General features: G+C 42.5%; 14 protein-coding genes and 2 tRNA genes. 12 read left to right on the forward strand and 4 right to left on the reverse strand.

The window, feature by feature from the left end; all coding sequences use genetic code 11:
* Complete coding sequence (locus G628_RS0108895) at positions 1 to 693, reverse strand: response regulator transcription factor (RefSeq protein WP_026656253.1); 693 nt, start codon at positions 691 to 693, stop codon at positions 1 to 3.
* Between the two features lie 230 nt (positions 694 to 923).
* On the opposite strand from G628_RS0108895, the gene G628_RS16920 reads away from it, so the two are divergent.
* The 3 genes from G628_RS16920 (at position 924) to G628_RS16925 (ending at position 3,185) form a co-directional block, all read left to right on the forward strand.
* Positions 924 to 2,069: a DUF3810 domain-containing protein gene (locus tag G628_RS16920; RefSeq protein ID WP_196803738.1), complete on the forward strand. Its 1,146-nt coding sequence runs from the start codon at positions 924 to 926 to the stop codon at positions 2,067 to 2,069.
* On the forward strand, positions 2,066 to 2,755 hold the full coding sequence (locus G628_RS0108905; protein WP_026656252.1) for a hypothetical protein: 690 nt from the start codon (positions 2,066 to 2,068) through the stop codon (positions 2,753 to 2,755). The genes G628_RS16920 and G628_RS0108905 overlap by 4 nt, the downstream gene beginning before the upstream one ends.
* 163 nt (positions 2,756 to 2,918) lie before the next feature.
* Positions 2,919 to 3,185: a hypothetical protein gene (locus tag G628_RS16925; protein WP_051199119.1), complete on the forward strand. Its 267-nt coding sequence runs from the start codon at positions 2,919 to 2,921 to the stop codon at positions 3,183 to 3,185.
* 116 nt (positions 3,186 to 3,301) lie between these two features.
* Here the strand turns inward: G628_RS16925 and G628_RS0108915 are convergent, their stop codons facing one another.
* Both G628_RS0108915 and G628_RS0108920 read right to left on the reverse strand, forming a co-directional pair.
* Positions 3,302 to 4,198 carry a putative manganese transporter gene (locus tag G628_RS0108915; protein ID WP_034500749.1) on the reverse strand — a complete coding sequence of 299 codons (897 nt, stop codon included), beginning with the start codon at positions 4,196 to 4,198 and terminating at the stop codon, positions 3,302 to 3,304.
* 53 nt (positions 4,199 to 4,251) lie between these two features.
* Positions 4,252 to 4,322 (reverse strand) — tRNA-Gly (locus G628_RS0108920).
* A 155-nt stretch (positions 4,323 to 4,477) separates the two neighbouring features.
* Here G628_RS0108920 and sufC point away from each other — a divergent pair.
* From sufC to sufU, 5 genes are read left to right on the forward strand one after another with little or no spacing between them, the layout of a single operon-like run.
* A complete protein-coding gene (gene sufC, locus G628_RS0108925; protein ID WP_026656243.1) occupies positions 4,478 to 5,233 on the forward strand; it encodes a Fe-S cluster assembly ATPase SufC in 756 nt (251 codons plus the stop codon).
* A 27-nt stretch (positions 5,234 to 5,260) separates the two neighbouring features.
* A complete protein-coding gene (gene sufB / locus G628_RS0108930) occupies positions 5,261 to 6,670 on the forward strand; it encodes a Fe-S cluster assembly protein SufB (protein WP_026656242.1) in 1,410 nt (469 codons plus the stop codon).
* Between the two features lie 13 nt (positions 6,671 to 6,683).
* Positions 6,684 to 7,853 (forward strand): SufB/SufD family protein, encoded by a 1,170-nt coding sequence (locus tag G628_RS0108935; RefSeq protein ID WP_027208970.1) that lies wholly within the window; start codon positions 6,684 to 6,686, stop codon positions 7,851 to 7,853.
* A 16-nt stretch (positions 7,854 to 7,869) separates the two neighbouring features.
* Positions 7,870 to 9,090: an aminotransferase class V-fold PLP-dependent enzyme gene (locus tag G628_RS0108940; protein WP_034462112.1), complete on the forward strand. Its 1,221-nt coding sequence runs from the start codon at positions 7,870 to 7,872 to the stop codon at positions 9,088 to 9,090.
* On the forward strand, positions 9,080 to 9,535 hold the full coding sequence (gene sufU / locus G628_RS0108945; protein WP_026656238.1) for a Fe-S cluster assembly sulfur transfer protein SufU: 456 nt from the start codon (positions 9,080 to 9,082) through the stop codon (positions 9,533 to 9,535). The genes G628_RS0108940 and sufU overlap by 11 nt, the downstream gene beginning before the upstream one ends.
* A gap of 126 nt (positions 9,536 to 9,661) precedes the next feature.
* On the opposite strand, the gene G628_RS0108950 is transcribed toward sufU, so the two are convergent.
* Positions 9,662 to 9,734: transfer RNA gene (locus G628_RS0108950), tRNA-Lys, on the reverse strand.
* Between the two features lie 205 nt (positions 9,735 to 9,939).
* On the opposite strand from G628_RS0108950, the gene G628_RS0108955 reads away from it, so the two are divergent.
* Genes G628_RS0108955 through glgB form a run of 4 tightly spaced genes read left to right on the forward strand, consistent with a single transcriptional unit; the run spans position 9,940 to position 16,875 of the window.
* Entirely contained in the window at positions 9,940 to 10,716 is a 777-nt protein-coding gene (locus G628_RS0108955; protein WP_026656237.1) for a TatD family hydrolase, read from the forward strand.
* Positions 10,717 to 11,577, forward strand: a complete 861-nt coding sequence (gene rsmA / locus G628_RS0108960; protein WP_026667334.1) for a 16S rRNA (adenine(1518)-N(6)/adenine(1519)-N(6))-dimethyltransferase RsmA — start codon at positions 10,717 to 10,719, stop codon at positions 11,575 to 11,577.
* A 55-nt stretch (positions 11,578 to 11,632) separates the two neighbouring features.
* Entirely contained in the window at positions 11,633 to 14,887 is a 3,255-nt protein-coding gene (locus G628_RS0108965) for a hypothetical protein (protein WP_027208971.1), read from the forward strand.
* Positions 14,888 to 14,916: 29 nt separating this feature from the next.
* The gene (gene glgB / locus G628_RS16930; protein ID WP_051199120.1) at positions 14,917 to 16,875 is read left to right on the forward strand and encodes a 1,4-alpha-glucan branching protein GlgB; all 1,959 of its coding nucleotides are present in this window, start codon (positions 14,917 to 14,919) and stop codon (positions 16,873 to 16,875) included.
* Positions 16,876 to 16,951 lie beyond the last annotated feature (76 nt).

The raw sequence follows: 16,951 nt of genomic DNA on the forward strand, positions 1-16,951 counted from the left end.
TTACAGCTCCGGTTTACCTGGTTTTTTCTCATTTATTGAATATCCGACACCTCTGCAAGCCTTTATTTCGCAGTTTGCATGAAGAGAAAGAATCTTTTTTCGAAGGTTTGAGATGTTAACCCATACCACATTGACGTCGGCTTCACCGTCAGACCAGATATGTGACATGAAGGTATCAACGGAGACTATTCTTCCCGGATTATCCATGAGCATTTCCATCATCTGGAATTCGCGTCCGGCAAGTCTTATCCGCTTGTGATTCGGAGTGGACAGTTCATATACGTTTCTATCAAGGGTCAAATTTCCGCAAGTCAGGTTGACCGGTGAAAAATCCGATTTCCTTCGAAGCATTGCGCGAACTCTGGCAAGAAGTTCCCCCATGTCGAAGGGTTTGGTCAGGTAGTCATCGGCGCCAAGATCCAGGCCTTTTATACGGTCATCAACTTCGGATTTTGCGGTCAAAAAAAGAACGGGAGTAGATATTCCTACGGTTCGCAGCTTTTTAAGGACCTCCGTTCCATCAAGTCCGGGCATCATAATGTCCAGGATTATTCCGTCGTAGTTTCCCGTAAGTGCGTAGTCTAAGGCATCCGTCCCGTTGTAGACAGCATCTACCGTGTAGCTGCTGTGTTTTAATATAGCTACGAGAGCGTTGGATAATTCTTTTTCGTCATCAGCAAGAAGCAGTCGCATATGTGAACCTCCGCAAAGGGATTTCCTTTTCAAGATAATTTTACCATATTGGGAGAAGGATTAAAGAAATTTAAAAACAAATATATGTATAAAATATGAACGATTTTTCAATAGTTTGGTCATTTTCAGTCCATATTTTTAATGTAGAATATTCATAAATGAATTTTAGGAAACAGGGAGTCAGAAAAATGCACGAAAAAAAAGTATTCTCCTTAAAAATAACCTTAATAATGGCATTTTGTATTATCTTTAATTTGGCCGCATGGAAAAGTGCGGCCTTTTCTGACTTCTACGTCACGAACATATATCCGAAGATAACATCGGTATATGGAGCACTTACAAGTAAGGTTGCTTTTTCTGTAGGCGAGATCATGTTGGTATTTATCGTTTTGTTTACGGCTTTTGCAATTCTGTTTATAGGTGTACACACCGTGTTTTGGATATATTCAAAGGTTGCGATAAACAAGAGTCAAAGATTCTTTTCCGCAGAAAAAGTATTCAATAGAATTTCAGGGATCCTCCACAGAGTGTCGCCCGTTATGATGGCGATAGTATGTACGATAATGTCGCTTAACTGCTTTGTTCTGTATCACACATCAAAGCTTAAAGTGACAGAGACGGGATTTACCAAGGATTATGATCTTGCTCAGCTTGCGGAGATGCGAGATTTCGTGGTTCGAAGATGTAATGAACTTGCAGAACAGGTTCCGCATGATGAGAGAGGTAACGTTATATATAGCGGGAACATGCAGGAGCAGGCCATCCTTGCAATGAAGAATCTTGAAGGAGAATTTCCGAGACTCGGCGGATATTATGTGACACCAAAGCCCCTTCATTTCTCGGGATTTATGAGCCAGCAGTACATGCAAGGGTATTATTTTCCGTTCTCAATGGAAGCAAACTATAATGATACGATGTCTATAATGAATAAGCCATTTACGATGTGCCATGAACTTGCACATACTCACGGGTACATATATGAAGATGAAGCAAATTTCTTTGGATTTCTTGCCTGTGTAAAATCTGATGACGTTGTATTTAGATACAGCGGATATTTGGGAGTTCTTAATTATATAAATAATGATTTTTATAACGCTGTCAGCAAACAGGAATACAATTCACACGTGAAGATTTCTGACAGGGTAAAATATGACAACCAGTTCCTTACAAAGGAAGCGTGGGTCGAAGTTGAGAAGAAGGCTGTAGTTAAGACTGCTACAGTAAAAAAAGCGGCTGAAACCTTCATAGATACTAATCTTAAAGTGAACGGAGTGTTGTCAGGAAAAGTAAGTTATTGTCATGTAGTTGCACTTATCATGGATTACTATTACAATGAGCCCGAGTACGCAGAAAACGAATCGGGGGACAAGATATGAAAAGTGGCAAGTTAATTAGCGGAGCAGGAACGCTTATTATGGCGCTCCTGCTTGTTGCGTGTAAACCTTCGGCTGAGAAATTAAGTGAGGCCGAGGCATTAAAAGCGGCACTTGTTGAGGCAAAAAATCATGCGGAGAATACGTACCTTGATATAACAGACTCAAGTCTTAGAGGAACTCTTGATGAGCTTGCGCAAAAAGAAACGGTTATTGAGAATAAGGATTTTAGCAAAATGAGTGACAGTATGCTTGAATACTATGGACCGAAGATGACGGAACTTACTACTGAATATCAGGGTATTCAGGCAACGCTTGATGCAAAACTTGCTGAAGATAATGCAAAGAGAGAAGCAGCTCTAAAAGAAGCAATGATAAATGCAACTATTATAAATAACACGGAATTTATGATAACAGAGATGGCACTTCATGACCTTACAAGTGATGCGTACTCTGCAAATCTGCTTGATGAGGGAGTTACGCTTGCTTCCGGATATACACTTGTGGGCGTCGATCTTGATATCAAAATAGACAGTACGCAGTGGGAAATTGTTATAAAAGATGACGGAGGCAACTCATTTACGTTTGTCTGCGGAGACTTTAACCAGGCATCAAGAGATGGAATATTCATAACACTAAGCTATGATAAGTCGGCCGGCGGAGGGGTAGCGGACATTCAAAATCAATAAAATTTGTGAGAATTGCACAAAATATTAAGGAAATCTTAAGATATTATGCGTCGATTTGTCGGTGACATTATTCTATTCACAATATATAATCTATAACTGTACTGAAGCAATTGTTTGCAATAATTCGTAATTGCAAAGTATGCAGAAAAGAGGAGAATATATTATGAAGAAGAATATCGTTACATTACTTTCAGTTTTAACACTTTCAGCAGCAGTTCTTGCTGGTTGCGGTGAGGCAGCAGAAGAGGCAGCTACAGAGGCTACATCTGTAGAGGCATCTGTAGAAGCTTTCTCAGTAGAAGAGGCAGCTACAGAAGAGACAACAGAAGAAGCTACAGACGCTTCATCTGATGCATCTTCAGACGCTTCATCAGACGCTTCATCTGAGGCATCTTCAGACGCTTCAGCAGAGGCTTCATCAGCAAAATAATAATAGCTAATTCAATTAGATTTATTAAACAACAGGTAACACTAGTTTAATCAATTGCTTTAGTCAGTACATAAAAAAGCCCCGGTGCATACGCAGCGGGGTATTTTTTTATTCTTTTATAATGCGATTCCAAGTACATCAAGCAAAGCGCCTGTGACAGTTCCGATAAGGAACAGAAGAATTGCGATTCTGATATTTTCTTTTTTATCATCATTAACTCTGAATAATACCAAAAGTCCGATTCCGGCTCCGACTAAGAGGCCTGACATCATTGTTCCTAGAGTGATCATCTTATCAAGATACAAGGTTGTAATGATGACTGATGCCGCACAATTGGGGATAAGACCTATAATTCCCGCAAGAAGGTGGCTGAGCACCGGACTTGTCTTAAGAAGTTCAGATAACTTATCTTCTCCGATAAGCTCGATTGCAAATCCCAATATCAAAGTAAGAACAAGAACAAAAGCAAAAATGTGTATCGTATGAACAAATGCGGATTTTACAATTCCGATAAAACCGCTGTGGTCGTCCTCTTCGCAGTGACAGTGCTCTTTTTCACACAGGGCATTTATCTGAATCGGATCGTCGAGCCTTTTATTGTGAGTAAGATGATGCCAGTGAACAACTGCATCAATGACAAAGCCTGCGATGATTCCGATGACAGCTTTGATGACCAGTATCTTTATCATAATTCCGGCAGGAACCTGTTCTGATATAAAAAGCGGGATCATCTCATCCGAAGTTGAAAGATAAATCGCAATAAGGGTTCCGAGCGTTATAACTCTGCCTGCGTAGAGATTGGAAGCTGCGGCTGAAAATCCGCACTGCGGAAAAACGCCGATCAGTCCGCCCCACAAAGGTCCGAAGTATTCTGTTTTTTGGACAATCGCAGACGTATATTCCTGAGTCTTGTGCTCCAGATATTCCATTAAAAGGTAGGTTATAAAAAGAAAGGGGAGTATCTTAAGAGAATCGATAAGCGCGTCCATGACAACATCGATGATAAGTTCCATGAATTAACTCCTTGCTGTATAAGAAAGAAAAAAGGGTAAAAAAAAATCAGTAAAGCGGGTGATGGGAATCGAACCCACGTATCTAGCTTGGAAGGCTAGTGTTCTACCATTGAACTACACCCGCACGGTACTGACAAGATTGTATTTTAATTACTTTTGTATGGTATGTCAAGGGGTTTTATGATAAACTTTACATTGTTTTTAAATTGACAATACAAATTTGCGGTGTTATCATATTTCCTACCAACTTGGTAGGAAAACACGGAAAGGAAATTTATCATGTCAGATGCGTCTTTATTACAGGTAAAAAACTTATCTGTATCAATAGATAACGAGTTGCCGATTCTGCACAAGATCAATTTAGATATAAAGCCCGGAGAGACTCATGTTCTCATGGGCCCAAACGGAGCAGGAAAGTCCACACTTGGATATTCTCTTATGGGAAATCCTCATTATTGTGTGACAGAGGGAAATATTATTTTTGACGGACAGGATATTACCGATATTTCTGCAGACAAGAGAGCAAAGGCAGGAATGTTCCTGTCATTCCAGAATCCTTATGAGATTCCCGGAATCTCACTCAGCAGTTTTATAAGAAATTCTTTTCATGCCCAGACAGGTGCACCTGTAAAGCTTATGGCTTTCCAGAAATCACTTAAGGCTGCTATGGAAGTTCTTTCTATGGATGAGGCTTATGCTGACAGAGACCTTAACGTTGGTTTCTCAGGCGGTGAGAAGAAAAAGGCAGAGATTCTTCAGCTACTTATGTTAAATCCCAAACTTGCTATTCTTGATGAGACAGACTCAGGTCTTGACGTTGATGCTGTAAGAACAGTATCTAAGGGCATTCAGGAGTATCAGAAGAAAAAGGACGGAGCACTTCTTATAATCACACACAGCACCAAGATTCTTGAGTCACTACATGTTGATTATACACATGTGCTTGTTAAGGGTAATCTTGTATGCACAGGTGACGGATCTTTGGTTGATGAAATCAATGCTAACGGATTTGAGAAGTTTATCTCAGAAGCGTAATAATTGGCCGGATAACAGAGGATTGATATGAGCGATAACAAACAGAAAGTGGTTGAGATAGACCGCAGCGCATATGAATTTAAGGATATAGAGACAGAAAAAGACTTCTACAGGATGGAGGAAGGTCTTGATGAGGAAACCGTATTAAAGGTTTCTGCAGAAAAGAACGATCCTGAATGGATGAGGGATTTCAGACTTAAGTGCTTAAAGATATACAACGAGATGGAAATGCCAAAGTGGGGACCCAGTATAGAAGGTCTTGATATGGACAGGATCACATCTTATGTAAGACATAAGTCTGAGATGAAGAATAACTGGGAAGATGTTCCGGAAGATATCAAGAACACTTTTGAAAGACTTGGTATTCCTCAAGCAGAGAGAGAATCTCTCGCAGGTGTCGGAGCCCAGTACGATTCAGAACTTGTATATCACAATGTGAAAGATGAGGTTGCAGCTCAGGGTGTTATTTATACAGATCTTGAGAGCGCAATGAAAACAGAATACGCGGATATGATCAAGAGTCACTTTATGACTCTTATACCGCCTACGGATCACAAATTTGCAGCGCTTCACGGAGCGGTATGGTCCGGAGGTTCATTTGTATATGTGCCAAAGGGAGTTAAGGTAGATATTCCGCTTCAGTCTTATTTCAGACTTAATGCGGCAGGAGCAGGACAGTTTGAGCATACTCTCATAATTGTTGATGAAGGTGCAGATCTTCACTTCATAGAAGGATGCTCGGCACCAAAGTATAATGTGGCCAATCTTCATGCGGGAGCTGTTGAGCTCTTTGTGGCAAAGAATGCGAGACTTCGCTATTCCACAATCGAGAACTGGTCCAAGAATATGTATAACCTCAATACCAAGAGAGCTCTTATCGAAGAGAACGGGATCATGGAGTGGGTATCGGGATCGTTTGGATCTCATACGGGATATCTTTATCCTATGACAATTCTTAAGGGCGATCACTCCAAGATGGAATTTACCGGAATTACTTTTGCCGGAAAAGGCCAGAATCTTGATACAGGTGCCAAGGTGGTGCATCAGGGAGTGGGAACAACTTCGGTTATCAATTCCAAGTCCATTTCCAAGGACGGCGGAATAGGAACATACAGAAGCAGTGTTGTAATTCAGAGTTCAGCTAAAAAGGCAAAAGCGTCAGTTTCTTGTGATTCACTTATGGTAGACAGCATTTCCAGAGCAGATACAATTCCGGGAATGGACATCAGAACCGATGATGCTGATGTAGGACACGAGGCTAAGATTGGAAGAATCAGCGATGATGCTATTTTCTACCTTATGTCCAGAGGAATAAGTGAGGAAGAGGCTAAGGCGATGATCGTAAGCGGATTTGCCAATCCTGTTTCAAAGGAACTTCCGCTTGAGTATGCCGTTGAGATGAATAACCTTATTAAGCTTGAGATGAGCGGACATTGAGAAGGGACTTCACATGAACAAAGATTTGAACATGAAGGTTAATGTGCTGCCTGTTTTGACATATGGTTTTCTTAAGGTCAATGACAGCACAGTTTCCGAATCAGATATAAAAATAGATAGCTTTGAAACTCCGGATGCAAGCAAGATGCCTCAGGGCGTAGATGTAAAGCGCGGAGTTGATTTTGCAAAAGCGGGCGAGATATTTATCAAGAATAAAGACAGGATAATGTATACCACAGGCGAATTTGCAGGTCCTAACGCCGATACGACGGGAAGAAACGACGGTCAGGCGATCAGAACGGGAATGGGAATCGATGTAGACGAGCTCATGATCTCTGCAGGCGCTAAGTGTGATATTTATACGGTTGAGGAAAATGTTAAAGTTTCCGAACCCGTTATCATAGAGTATAAGATGAAAGACGGCGAAGGATGTATATCATCACAGGTCATTCATGCCAAGAAAGATTCTGAGATAAGCGTTATTCTTGTGTATGAGTCGGAGAAAGAGTTCGGCGGATTCCATGGGATCAGCACAAGACTTCTTGCTGAAGAGGGTGCAAAGATAAATATATATAAGATTCAGATGCTTGGCGATAAGTTCATTCATTTCGATGATATCGGCGGTGCCTGTTTTAAGGGCGGATCGATCGGCGTTACAACGTTGGAACTTGGAGCAGAGAAGACCTGGACAGGTTGTCTTGTGAACCTTGTTGAAAAAGATGCTGAGCTAATATCTAACATGGGATATCTCGTTAGATACAATAATTTCCTTGATGTGAATTACATCGCAGACCAGAGAGGAAAAAATACAAACTCAGTCATGCACGCAAAAGGAGTTCTGATGGATTCCGCAACAAAGGTATTCAGAGGAACAATTGATTTTAAAAACGGAAGCTCGGGATCGGCAGGTGATGAGCAGGAAGATACACTTATGCTGAGCCCTGATGTTGTAAACCGCAGCATGCCCGTGATACTTTGTCAGGAAGAAGATGTTGACGGAAGACACGGCGCAACAATAGGACAGCTTGGCGAGGACTTGTTGTTCTATATGCAGACAAGAGGAATCGATGAAGAAAATGCAAAACGCATGATGATCAGGGCAAGACTTGACAGCGTTGCAAGAACGATTCCCGATAAGGAACTGGAACAGAGAGTTATATTCTACATTCAGAATATTATTTAACAGGTAGGAAAAGAAAATGGCTAACATCGGAGATTATCGAAAAGACTTCGATATATTAAATTCAGGTGACTATGTATATTTTGATAATGCGGCTACTTCACAGAGACCTAATCAGGTTCTGGATGCAATATCAAACTTTTATCGCACGGCAAATGCCAATCCGCTCAGAGGCTTATATGACTGGAGTATTGCAGCAACAGATATGTACGAGGATTCAAGACGTGTTGTTGCTGATTTCATAGGAGCGAACTCTCCGGAAGAGATTATTTTTACAAGAAATACTTCCGAATCACTTAACCTCGTGGCATACAGCTATGGGCTTGATAACGTTTCGGAAGGTGATGAAGTTGTTATCTCAGTGATGGAACATCACAGCAATATATTGCCTTGGCAGATGGTATGCAGGAAGAAAAATGCAAAACTTGTATATCTTGAGCCTGATGAAGAGGGCGTTATCTCCAAGGAAGAGTATGAGAGCAAGATAACAGACAGGACAAAGGTTGTGGCTATCGGGCATGTTTCCAATGTCATGGGTGTTACCAATCCTGTAAAAGAAATTGTGGCATATGCAAAGTCTAAGGGAGCAATCGTAGTAGTAGACGGCGCTCAGTCGACACCTCATATGAAGATCAATGTACAGGATCTTGGTGCGGATTTCTTTGCATTTTCCGGACACAAGATGCTCGGACCTATGGGAATCGGTGTTCTGTACGGAAGAAAAGAGCTTTTGGAAAATATGTCTCCCTTCCTTACAGGCGGGGAAATGATAGAGTATGTTACAAGGACAGATGCTACTTATGCGGAGCTTCCTCATAAGTTTGAGGCAGGTACTGTAAATGCATCCGGAGCGGTTGGACTTGCCGAAGCAATCAGATACCTTCAAAACGTCGGTTTTGAGGCCATAGAGGCGCAGGAACAGAAACTTACGGCACTTCTTATGGAAGGCATGTCAAAACTTCCGTATATCAAGATATATGGATCAAAAGATCCCAAGAAACATTGCGGAATAGTTACATTTACAATCGACGGTGTACACCCGCATGATATTTCATCGGTGCTTAACGACGATCATGTATGTATCAGAGCAGGACATCACTGTGCACAGCCGCTTATGCAGTTTATCGGAGAAGGATCTACCGCACGTGCAAGTTTGTACTTCTATAATACAGAAGAAGAGGTTAAAATATTCTTGGAGAAACTTGCAAAGGTTAGGGAGGTCATGGGATATGGAGCTTAAGCAGTTATATCGCGAGATAGTTAATGAGCATAATCTGCGCCCTGTACACAAAGGTAAATTAGAGAATCCGGATCTTGTAATGCGTGGAATAAACCCAAGCTGTGGTGATGATATCACATTGCAGCTTAAGGTTGAAAACGGCGTTATTACAGATGGAAAATATATCGGAAGCGGATGTGCAATCTCACAGGCTTCTGTAGATATGATGGTTGATCAGATAATCGGAAAGAGCAAAGAAGATGCCATTAAGCTTGCCGAGACTTTTATGGGCATGATAAAGGGCGATATTACGGACGAGGAGAGCATAGAGTCCCTTGATGAAGCTGCTTCGCTTCAGGATGTGAGACATATGCCTGCAAGAGTTAAATGTGCCGTTCTGGGATGGCATACCATGCAGGAGATGTTGGAACATCCGGAAAAAGCAGTTGATAAAGTTGAAGAATAAAAAATATGCCGCAAAGAAAAATCTTTAATCGGATTATTTCTCTGCGGCATTTCTTTTTCTTTTCAAAAAATGCAGAAAAAAAAGTACCATCCTCATAGGATATACCTACAAAAACAGTACTCGGCGTGCGCTGCCAGGGTCTCGAACCCTGGACAACCTGATTAAGAGTCAGGTGCTCTACCAACTGAGCTAGCAGCGCATTCGTTATTTAGCGGCTTTGCCGTATCTCAACGACAAGTGATATGTTACTACGCTTAAAAAAGAATTGCAAGTGTTTTTTTCAAAAAAAATAAAAAAATTTGATTTTTTTTCAATTTCGCATATCTGTGAGGATATATTTGTGGTAAATTAGATGTTATGAAAAAATTCAAAATTGCGATTTTGGAAAAGCGGAAGGTGTGTAAATGATATTTGATACGCATGCTCATTACGATGACAGACAGTATGATGAAGACAGAGATACGCTCATAGCTTCTTTGAGAGAAGAAGGGATTGGCGGAGTCGTAAATATAGGTGCGGATATGGCATCAAGTGAAAGGGCACTTGAGCTGGCGCATAAACATGATTTTATATATGCGGCAGTCGGAGTGCATCCAAGTGAAGTTGAAGAACTTAATGATAAAGCCATGGATCGCCTGAGAGCTTGGAGCGCGGATGAAAGATGCGTTGCAATCGGTGAGATAGGCCTTGATTATCATTGGCCCGATCCTGCGCCCGAGATTCAGAAGAAATGGTTTGTGAGACAGCTTGAGCTTGCAAAGGAAGTAAAACTCCCCGTTGTTATCCATTCAAGGGATGCCGCAAAGGATACAATGGATATAATGCATAGCGAGCATGCGGAAGATATAGGCGGAGTGGTGCACTGTTTTTCATATTCAAAAGAAATTGCAAAAGAATGCGTGGATATGGGCTTTTATATAGGGGTCGGCGGAGTGGTGACATTTAAGAACGGCCGAAAGCTTAGAGAAGTTGTTGAAGAAATTCCTATGGAAAAGATACTTCTTGAGACGGATTGCCCGTATCTTTCACCCGAACCCCACAGAGGGGAACGCAACAGCTCTTTAAACCTGCCTTACGTGGTAAAAGAGATAGCAAACATAAAAGGAATCAGCGAAGAAGACGTAATACGTATTACGGAAGAAAATGCAAAGCGTATGTACGGCCTAATGACGGAGGTATAAATGGCATATCTTGGAAATGCAGCACGCACAAAGGAAGTGCTGAGCAAATACAATATGAGCGCCAAGAAAAAATTCGGGCAGAACTTTCTTATAGACAGCGGAGTACTTGACGGTATTGTTGAGGCTTCGGGTGTTACAAAAGAAGATTGTGTCCTTGAGATAGGTCCCGGCATAGGAAGCCTTACCCAGTATCTGGCTGAGGCTGCAAAACGCGTTGTGTCCGTTGAAATAGACAAGACACTTATTCCTGTTTTGGATGATACATTGTCTGAGTATGACAACGTGACAATAATCAATGAAGACATCCTTAAGGTTGATATAGAGAGCATAGTAAAAGAATACAACGAAGGAAGAGAGATAAAGGTTGTTGCCAATCTTCCCTACTACATCACTACTCCGATTATAATGAAGCTCTTTGAGAGCGGCGCACCGATTGACAGCATTACTGTCATGGTGCAGAAGGAAGTTGCGGACAGAATGGTCATGGGACCCGGAAATAAGGACTATGGTTCACTTTCTCTTGCTGTAGGATATTATGCAAAGGCAACGGCAGTAATGAACGTTCCGCCCGGAAGCTTTATCCCGCAGCCGAATGTCGGGTCGGCAGTTGTGCATCTTAAAAGATATGAGAAGCCGGCGGTGGAAGTCGGCGATGCAAAGTACATGTTCGAGATAATCAGAACAGCATTTAACCAGAGGAGGAAGACACTTTCAAACTCTCTTTCCAACAACCCTTCTCTTAAGGTTACAAGACAGCAGGTTCAAGATGCGTTAACTGAGATAAATATTGACGAAAAAGCAAGGGGAGAAGTACTTTCGCTTACGCAATTTGCGCGACTTTCAGACATTTTACAAAGATAAGGTGCTTATGATAAACTAACACTGGATATAGTTGGGGCACCAAAGAGGTGATATTTTGGATAAAGTTGAATACAAAATTCGAGCCGATGAGATCAAGGCTTTAATTGGGGAAGGCAGATTTGCCGAAGCTGTGAAGATCGCCGACACAATTGACTGGAAACGAGTGAAAAGTGTCGCAATGCTTTGCACGATAAGTGATCTATATAAGATAAACAGACGCTTTGAAGAGAGCAGAGATATCCTGCTCATGGCATACGACAGACACCCCACGGGTAGAGCGATTGTATACTCCCTATGTGAACTTGCCATAAAGATGGGAGAATTTGTTCAAGCAGTTGAATATTATAAGGAATTTGTCAGAATAGCGCCCAGAGATACAGGGCGATATATCTTACAGTATAAACTCTACGAAGCTCAGGAAGTAAGTCTTGAAGAGAGAATCGCTGTTCTCGAAGAATTCAAAAAACATGATTATAGGGAAAAATGGGTATATGAGTTGGCTTATCTTTATCATAGGATAGGTCTTACTACTGAGTGCATTGAAACATGTGACGAGATGTTCTTGTGGCTCGGAGACGGTAACTATGTCATGAAGGCCCTTGAACTTAAGGCGCTTCACGAACCGTTGTCGCCGGAACAGCAGGACAGATATATCAGATATAAGCAGAAACATGGTGGATATATAGACAGATCCATAACATACAATAAAGAGGATCCCGCGCAGAGCCAGATGGCACAGAATATGCCCGGATCACAGGTATACGCACAGGACACAAGAGAAATGCCACCTGTCTCAAATGACGTTGAGATTAAAGCTCCGTCCGTTGATGTAAGCGCATACAATACAATGAATCTGCAGGCAGCACTTGCAGAGGAGTTGAAGCCATATATAGGAAATGAGCAGACACAGACGCCTGTACAGCCACAGGCAAGCTTTGCGCAACAGCAGGAGCTTGCACAGTATCAACAGGGATTCGCCCAGCAGGCAGAGGCAGCGCAGTATCCGGCAGGATTCGGTCAGCCCGGTTATGCACAGCCGCAGCAGGGATATGCACCATATCAGACCGGTTACGACCAGCAGACAGGTGCAGCACAGTATCCGGCAAGCTTTGCCCAGCAGGCAGAAGCCGCACAGTATCAACAGGGATTCGCCCAGCAGGAAGCTGCACAATATCAGCAGGGATTTGTTCAGCAGCAGGAAGCTTCACAGTATCAGGAAAGTTTTGCACAGCAGCAGGCAGAGGCTCCACAGTATCAGGAGAGCTTTGCGCAGCAGCAAGAAGCAGCACAGCCGCAGCCTGAGGAAGCGCCTGCAAATTCATACAGTGCGCAGCAGGGATTTGGAAATACAACATTTGCAGAGGAAATGGCAGAATCTTCAGAACCGGAAATTTTTGATGATGATGAAAATGACGGCTCTTTTTCGCGTGTTGGCGGAACTATCGGAGAGCCTGCATCCGGCGGTATAGAAGAAGTATTTTTTGATACACATGAGATCCATGTGCCTGAGCAAGAGCCCGTTTTTAATCCGGCTCCCGAAGTTAGCAAAGAAAATCCCGTACAGGAACAGAGTTCAGATATAGCAGAAATAGCACAGGAAGAGACTTCAGGTTTTTTTGATCTTGAAGATGTTCCCGATGAACAGCCTTCTTTCAGTGCTACCTATGAGAACAGGCCGTTGGAGGACGAAGTACCCGGTGCGGTTATTCATCCGAACGGAAGCTACAGCATGAGCAATGTGAGCGCAAATGCAAATGCAAGTGCAAATGCGGATAACGCAGATTCAGCTTCGAATGGTAACGGACTTGATAATATGCTTTCTCAGGATCATGACGGTCAGATCAAGCTGGCTGTTGAGCCCGATCCCGTAGTAGAGAAGCAGATCACGGGTCAGATCAGTATCTCCGAGTACATTCAGAACTGGGAACAGTTCAAGAAGGATCAGCAGGAGAGACAGCTTGAAAGCGTAAAGAAAAAGGTTTCGGATCAGACAGGAGATCTTTTCGCAGATTACGATGAGATAGCAAAGGCCGGACTTCAGGAGAAAATTGAGAAGGCAATTTCTGATGCCATTAAGAAAGAAAAGCAGAACAGAGCATCCGGAAGAGGCGACTGGTCAAGAGATAATGCCGATATTATCGACGAGGCTGTCGATGAAGTTATAAATAAAGCAGAGCAGGGCACAGACGGTCCTATTGAAAATAAGGACGAAGAGGAACCGGCTAAAGATCCTGAAAAGAAAAAGAACAGATTTGCACGTGAAGACTTCAATTCTACAAGGAATGAAATAAAGCCTGAATCACCTGAGGAGAAAGCTTCTGAAGAAAACGGGCATGAAGAGGAAGAGCCAAGAAGACCTCAGGACAGAGAAAGAAACAGAGCGGAAGCAAGAGGTGAAGACAGACAGAGAAACAGAAATGCTGACAGAAAACCTCAGGGACAAAGACCCGAGAGGCCTGAAAGAGCCGATGCTCAGAGAAATGAGAATCAGGACGGCGCGCAGGGTGCAAAGAAGAAACTTAAGAAACATGGCGCCGGAAACAGAGATATTGAAGAGAGATTAAGGAAGATGACTCCCGAAGAGAAAGAGTTGTTCGGACCTTATATTCATCATAAGAAATCAAGAAGACAGATCATCAAGGCAATTGATAACATGAGCATGGATGCGTTTAGCGGAAATGTAATTGTTACAGGTGAAGAGGGCGCAGGAACTATCAACCTTGCCAAGGGACTTATCCGCGCAGTGCAGGCATCCAATTCTGACTTCAATGGAAAAGTTGCCAAGATAACAGCGAATACGCTTAATAAGAAGAGACCATCGGCAATCTTTGATAAGCTTGCAAACGGCGCGCTTATAGTTCAGAGAGCTGCAGATATTTTGCCTGAAACAGCAGCTGAACTTATAAAGATTCTCAAGGAACAGAAAAAGGGTATAATAATAGTAATGGAAGATACCAAGGAAGATATGAACAGCTTCCTTGATAATAACCCTGATTTTAAAGAGAGTTTCAGCGTAAGAGTTGATATTGAGGCTCTTGATGATGAGTCGCTTGTTGCATACGCTAAGCAGTATGCGCTTGAGAACGAGTATGCTATCGACAATCTCGGTATTCTCGCACTTCATACCAAGATATCCGAAAGACAGACACTGGACCACGATGTTACGGTCTCAGAAGTCAGGGATATCGTGGATGATGCTATATATTATGCGGAGAAGAGATCTGTATCTCACTTCGTTGATATCATAGTACGCAAGCGATATGATGATAATGATATGATAATCCTCAGAGAAAAAGATTTTATGCATTAACAGCTTAAATACATTTACGAGGGGGATGCATGGGCAAAGAAGTATTTATATCTGAAGCAGACGAATACTTATTCGGACAGGGGACGCACTATGAGATTTATGAAAAACTCGGAGCGCATCCGGCAGAAGAAAACGGAAAGAAAGGATACTTTTTTGCTGTGTGGGCACCAAATGCAGCAGAAGTTCATGTTATTGGCGCGTTCAATAACTGGGCGGAAGATACGCACCCTCTAAAGCGTACAAAAGTCGGTAATATATGGACAGGTTTCATTCCGGGAGTTGGAGTGGGCGAATTGTACAAGTTCCTCATAACAACACCGGAAGGAAAAAAGCTGTATAAAGCCGATCCTTATGCAAATTATTCTGAACTCCGTCCCGGAAATGCATCCAGGACTACGGATTTATCCGGCTTTAAGTGGTCGGATTCCGGTTGGTATGAAAAGATCAAGGGCAAGGACCCCAACCGACAGCCTCTTGCGATCTATGAGTGCCACATCGGTTCATGGATGAAACATCCGGATGGGACGGAAGATGGTTTTTATACTTACAGACAGTTCGCAGACAGAATTGTCGAGTATCTCAAAGAAATGCCTTATACCCACATTGAGCTCATTGGAATAGCGGAGCATCCTTTTGACGGGTCATGGGGCTATCAGGTTACGGGCTACTATGCCCCGACATCAAGATACGGTGAGCCTTCGGACTTTATGTATCTTGTCAACAAGCTTCACAAGAACAACATAGGTGTAATACTTGACTGGGTTCCTGCGCATTTTGCGACGGATGAATTCGGACTTTCATGTTTTGACGGAAAGTGTATCTACGAAGATCCCGACCCGAGAAAGGGCGAGCATCCCGACTGGGGAACCAAGATATTTAATCTGGGGAAACCCGAGGTGAAAAATTTCCTTATAGCGAATGCTCTTTTCTGGATAAGGAAGTTCCATATTGACGGAATACGAGTGGATGCGGTTGCTTCCATGCTCTATCTGGATTATGGCAAAAAAGACGGACAGTGGGTTCCTAATAAATATGGCGAAAAAGAGAATCTCGAAGCGATAGAGTTTTTTAAACATCTAAACAGTGTTGTCAGGGGAACTTATCCGGAGTTTCTTACTATAGCGGAAGAATCTACTGCTTGGCCTAAGGTCACTGCGCCACCCGAAGAGGATGGACTTGGCTTTGCTTTTAAGTGGAATATGGGATGGATGCATGATTTTTGCGAGTATATGAAGCTCGATCCTTATTTCAGGCAGGGCGCGCACAATATGATGACCTTTGCCATGAGCTACAACAATTCCGAGAATTATATCCTGCCTCTTTCACATGACGAGGTGGTGCACCTTAAGTGCTCGATGCTTGAGAAGATGCCGGGCTATAAGGTTGATAAATACGCAAACCTTCGAGCCGGATATACATTTATGTTTGGGCATGCGGGCAAAAAACTTCTTTTCATGGGACAGGACTTTGCCCAGGAAAGAGAGTGGAGCGAGAAGCGCGAGCTTGACTGGTTCCTTTTGGCAAATGACCTCAACAGAGGAATGAAGGACTATGTTTCTCAGCTCTTGAAGATATACAGAAAATATCCCGCTATGTACGAAGTAGACAATGACTGGGGCGGATTTGAGTGGATAAACGCAGATGATAAGGAGCGCAGCACTTACAGCTTCTACAGACGCGCCATAGACGGTAAGGATAATTTGCTGTTTGTTATAAACATGACTCCTGTTGAGAGAAAAGGTTTCCAAGTGGGTGTTCCTTTTTCAGGTAAGTATAGGCATATTCTTGACAGCGCAGAAGTGCAATTTGGAGGAAATGGAAGCAATATCCCCGATGAGATCACAGCAAAGAAAGGTTTGTGTGATTACAAGGATTACAGCATAACCTTCGATCTTCCTGCTTACGGAGCCGAGGTATTTCGTTTTAAGGGAGCGGCTAAGGCAAGGAAAAGCACGAAAACTAAAGAATCAAAAAAAGAAAAATTATAAATTCTTTAATATTAAGAAATAAAAATTTTGAGCCGAAATAGAAGGTGACGGAATGTAAGCCCGTCACCTTTTTGCG

The sequence above is a fragment of the Butyrivibrio hungatei NK4A153 genome (assembly GCF_000424465.1).
GTDB classification, from domain to species: domain Bacteria; phylum Bacillota; class Clostridia; order Lachnospirales; family Lachnospiraceae; genus Butyrivibrio; species Butyrivibrio hungatei_A.